The following is a 4149-nucleotide window of genomic DNA, read 5'->3' on the forward strand; positions in this document are numbered from 1 at the left end:
TACCTATTGATTTTGAGTGGTTAATCGCAAATCTAGAGATAGAAAAGATATCGCACGGTATCGACGGAACACAACTTAAGGATATTGAAACATTTTGCCTTGGGCCAAAGGCGATCTTCTCGGCAGAAGCCTATGTTTTGGGATTGTTTCAGCTATACCCTACATTGTACCTACACAAAGCAACCAGAGGGGCTGAAAAAATTTACTCAGAGCTACTTATAAACGTGTTTGAATGTGTCAAACAAGGAATGCTCGAATACACTGGGTTGAATAAAAGCCATCCTCTCTCGGTGTTTGCCGTGAACCCCGAAAGCCCGCAGCACGTTTTGAATCTGGACGACACCGTCATTTGGGGTGCCCTATCTCTATTGGAATTCTCCAAACATAAAGGCATTTCAGAAGCTGCCGTCCGCCTGCGGGATCGACACTTATTCAAGTGCTGCGACATTAGGCTGGAGCTCGTCCCTGCATTTGGTGAAAATGACAAGGACAGAGTGAAAATTGATGAGGCCTGCGCTTCCATTGAGGAAAAAATTAAGGAGAGAAATGCCGAATGGAAGCGTTCCGATTCGGAAGGACTCACACGGATTCTGGTCGATAAGGCACAGAGAGCCCCATACCGGAAATTCGACGACTCCAAGGGACCCTTAAACCAAATCAGGATTGTTGCCGAAGATGGGACAGTAAAAGATCTGGGACTGGTTTCTGATGTTGTTGGCGCCATCCGCCCATTCAAGCTTTTTCGGGCGTATCATGCGCCATCGGATGAAGAAGCAAGAAAGTTTATTCTCGACATCGTGCACGAGGAGATAAAGAATGCAAACTAGAAAGAGGGAGACGCAGAAAGTTGCCGACATTGTAAATGACGCTGGCGGAAAAATAGTCGGCCGAACGAAATTACAAAAATTGGTATACTTACTGGAGGTTTGCGGGGTCGGTGAGGGGTTTGAATTTGAGTATCGACATTACGGCCCTTTTAGCGAAGCGCTTTCCACAGCTGCACGGAATGCAGCTGTTATAGACTTGATAGATGAAGAGGAAGTTTCTACTTCTTGGGGAGGATTATATTCTATATATAAATCGAGAGGTTCCGTCACACCCACTTCTGATCAGGCAAGAAGGCAGATCGCGAAAATTGCAGTAGAGGCTGACCCTGTCGAACTAGAACTAGCTGCAACTGCTGTCTTCCTAAAATTTAAGGGGTTTACAGATGCCTGGAAAGAAACGGCGAAACGTAAACCTGAAAAATCAGAAGCTGGAAGAATAATGAATGCGAGGAAGTTATACAATCGCCTTAAGGAGGTGAAGGTTCCAAAATCTCTTCCGGATTTGGGGTAAATAGGATAACTCCGGTGACAGTAGCGTAACGTTCATCGATCCATTCCGGGGGAGTATGATGAACTTAGCTCCCGCACATCGGTGGTATCTTTGCTCGGCTCAGGGCGCATTCGCTCTGGGCAATTATTTAATAGTCCACTGCGACACGCAGGCATTGATAGGGCTCTGCCTGTCCGGCGGGCATGGCGCAAAAGAATTGTCGTCGGGCGCTCGGGTGCGGACCCTTCTCCCCCCTTCGCGGGGGAGAAAGCAAATTCTTGGGCTTGGCGAAGCCAAGTCCTTAGAATTTACCAGAGCGGGGCTAGCCGCAACTCCCAACGTGGACTAAATCCACCCCTCTTTCGCGGCATTCGGTAGCAAAGACCACCAGATCTTAAATCCTTCGCGGCATACGCTGTTTCCTGATGGATTCCAGGAGCAGGCGGATGGAGATCGCGGAAGAACTGAAGCGCAAAAGGGCCGAGCTGTCGAAGCGGATGCAGGAGATCACCCGCGAGCAGATGGCGATGCAAGGGCAAATGACGGCGCTCGACAAGGTCATCGCCCTGTATGACCCGGATTATTTGCCCGAGAAGGCGGAAGAACCATCCCGCCGCCGCGGCCGTCCGCGCAACGAGGGGCAGGTGACCAGCCGCGAAATCAACGCGCTGCTTTCGAACGTGAACAAGCGCCGCGCCGTACTGGAGATTCTCCGGGATGCAGGGCGGCCGCTGTCCACGGCGGAGTGCGCGGCCAAGTTCGCAAGCAGGCTCGGCCTTGAGGATAACGACCACAGACTTGGCCAGATCGCCAATCGCCTGTCGGCTGCACTCGACAGCCTCGCCAAGGGCAAGCGCGTTCGTCACGCTGGAATGGTCGACGGCCGCCGTGTCCTCTGGGAGATCGCGGCCTAATCGTCAAGATATCGGAAATGAGCGGTTTAATATTCAACCGATCGATCCGATATCAACCAGCCCAGATCAAGTCCGGCGGCTTGTTGCCCTGCCAATAGCCGCAGAGATAGCGCGACGTCGGCCGCGCCAGCGCCACACGCAGCACATTGAAGGTCTGGCGGCGGTTGCCCCAGTCCCTGCTGTCCTCGCGCCACGCGAGTTCTGCCACGTACCAGTCGAAATACTTCAGCGAGAAGCGGTGGTGGATGCCGACGTAGGCGCGCTGGACGCGCGAGAAGAAGCTCTCTACCTGGTTCGTGTTGGTCCCGTCCTCGGCCTGGTAGGCCTTCGAATGGTTTACCCGCTTCAGCTTGTTCAGCCCCGCAAGGTCGTTGTAGCTGCCGTGCTCGTCAGCAATCACCGTCGCCTGCCGAGAGACGTGGTCGCGGACAGCGGCCCAGGCAGCGTCGCCGTCCTCGTCGCGGATGACGCGGGTGAAGGTCTGGCCGCCGCGGCCGAGACCGCGCTCCCTGAGCGCCAAGGCGCACAGCCGCTTCATGTTCTGGAACTTCTTCAGGCGACGGTCGACGCGGTCCTCGGCCTTGTTCTCGGGGCGGATGTGGCCGCCCGCGTACTTGCCGTCGATCTCGACTTCGCCTTCGAGCACCATGTCCTCCCTGCGCCATGCGATCGCCTCGCGCAGCTTCATCAGCAGCACCCAGGCTGTCTTGTACTGCACGCCGATCTCGCGGGAGAGCTGCAGGGCGGCCTTGCCCTTGACCGAATTTACGGAGAACCAGATGGCCATGACCATCTTCTTGAAGCTGAGCTTGCGTGCGTGGAACACCGTGCCCGAAGTGACCGTGAAGACCGTCTTGCAGGCCCTATCAGAGCACTTGAAGCGGCTGCGGCCCATCGTGTGGCAGCGCAGCGTTCCGCATTTTGGGCAGAACGGCTCGCCGTCCGTCTGCGGCCAGCGCATGCGCTTGAACCAGCCGTAGGCCGTCGCCTCGCGGACCTTTGCCAAGTCCATGACGGTGAGCGTCCGGCATTCCGGCGACAGCAGGAAGTGCTGCCCCTTTGGTTGTTGTTCGGACTTCGCCAAAGCTCAGTCCCTCCTCGGTTTGGACGGCGACTGAGCCGCGTATTTCCAAACCTCTGGACGGGACCGGGACGCGCGAAACCGCGGCAGCAAGCTGCACAACGGTCGAGGCGGTGGCGAATGGGATGGCAGTCATGTTCAGGCTCCAGGTTGCACGCATACAGGGTCCGCGGCGGCCACCGGGCCACCGAAGAAGTCAAAGCTGTATGTGCACGGTCCTGAACATGGGACCGGGCTCATACCCGGTATGCGTGCGGGAGTCGATCGGGAAACCAGTCGATAGTTAATTTGCCCAGTGCTCGGGATACAGCCTCGGCAAGGTCCATACGACCTTTGCGCCGGCAGCGTTTGTCGGCGATCCTTAATGTCAAAGGGAGGCTAAAAATGACACAGGAAGAACAAAACAAACTCGTTGTGCGGATCGCATCCGAGCACGCACTGACATATGCAGTCACCGTGGTCCTTTTTGTGGCATTAGGAGCTTGGATTTTCTCCTTTAGCCTTTGGTCATTTGTAAAGTGTTCCCTTCTTTTGGGTGGACTCGCCTTTGTGGGAGGGTTCCTTTCAAAATGGGGTGAACTGGACGACGAGATTAAGAAAGAGCGAGTTCGCCAGAGCGCCCGCCAAAGCTGAGACCAACAACGAAAACAAGACAGTTTGAGCGTATCAGTCACGCCGATACGCTCGTCTTTCGACATTGAATCAAAGGTTTATCCGCTATCTGGTGGTCTTTGCTACCTAATGCCGCTCTTTCGGCCCGATTGAAGAAAGATCTATTGCGGATCAATGGCATAACACCTGCTCGAAATTTTTTTCACATCCCTTTTGTTCACACCC

5 protein-coding genes are annotated in these 4149 nt (G+C 54.8%); 4 read left to right on the forward strand and 1 reads right to left on the reverse strand.

Going from position 1 to position 4149, the window contains the following annotated elements; translation table 11 throughout:
* The 3 genes from G6N73_RS34855 to G6N73_RS34865 form a co-directional block, all read left to right on the forward strand.
* On the forward strand, positions 1-827 hold an 827-nt coding region (locus G6N73_RS34855), incomplete at its 5' end, for a hypothetical protein (RefSeq protein WP_165034415.1).
* Complete coding sequence (locus G6N73_RS34860; RefSeq protein ID WP_165034416.1) at positions 817-1338, forward strand: hypothetical protein; 522 nt, start codon at positions 817-819, stop codon at positions 1336-1338. The genes G6N73_RS34855 and G6N73_RS34860, both read left to right, overlap by 11 nt.
* Before the next feature lie 425 nt (positions 1339-1763).
* A complete protein-coding gene (locus tag G6N73_RS34865) occupies positions 1764-2231 on the forward strand; it encodes a hypothetical protein (RefSeq protein ID WP_165034417.1) in 468 nt (155 codons plus the stop codon).
* A gap of 52 nt (positions 2232-2283) precedes the next feature.
* Here the strand turns inward: G6N73_RS34865 and G6N73_RS34870 are convergent, their stop codons facing one another.
* Positions 2284-3315, reverse strand: coding sequence for an IS1595 family transposase (locus G6N73_RS34870; RefSeq protein ID WP_165034418.1), 1032 nt, complete (start codon positions 3313-3315; stop codon positions 2284-2286).
* Between the two features lie 381 nt (positions 3316-3696).
* Here G6N73_RS34870 and G6N73_RS34875 point away from each other — a divergent pair, with 381 nt between their 5' ends.
* Complete coding sequence (locus G6N73_RS34875; RefSeq protein ID WP_165034419.1) at positions 3697-3945, forward strand: hypothetical protein; 249 nt, start codon at positions 3697-3699, stop codon at positions 3943-3945.
* The last annotated feature ends 204 nt before the right edge of the window (positions 3946-4149 follow it).

Source organism: Allomesorhizobium camelthorni (genome assembly GCF_011045125.1).
GTDB lineage: Bacteria > Pseudomonadota > Alphaproteobacteria > Rhizobiales > Rhizobiaceae > Allomesorhizobium > Allomesorhizobium camelthorni.

Coding starts and splice junctions, on each gene's coding strand:
- G6N73_RS34860 (WP_165034416.1), top strand. CDS start 817: ATGCAAACTAGAAAGAGGGAGACGCAGAAAGTTGCCGACATTGTAAAT.
- G6N73_RS34865 (WP_165034417.1), top strand. CDS start 1,764: ATGGAGATCGCGGAAGAACTGAAGCGCAAAAGGGCCGAGCTGTCGAAG.
- G6N73_RS34875 (WP_165034419.1), top strand. CDS start 3,697: ATGACACAGGAAGAACAAAACAAACTCGTTGTGCGGATCGCATCCGAG.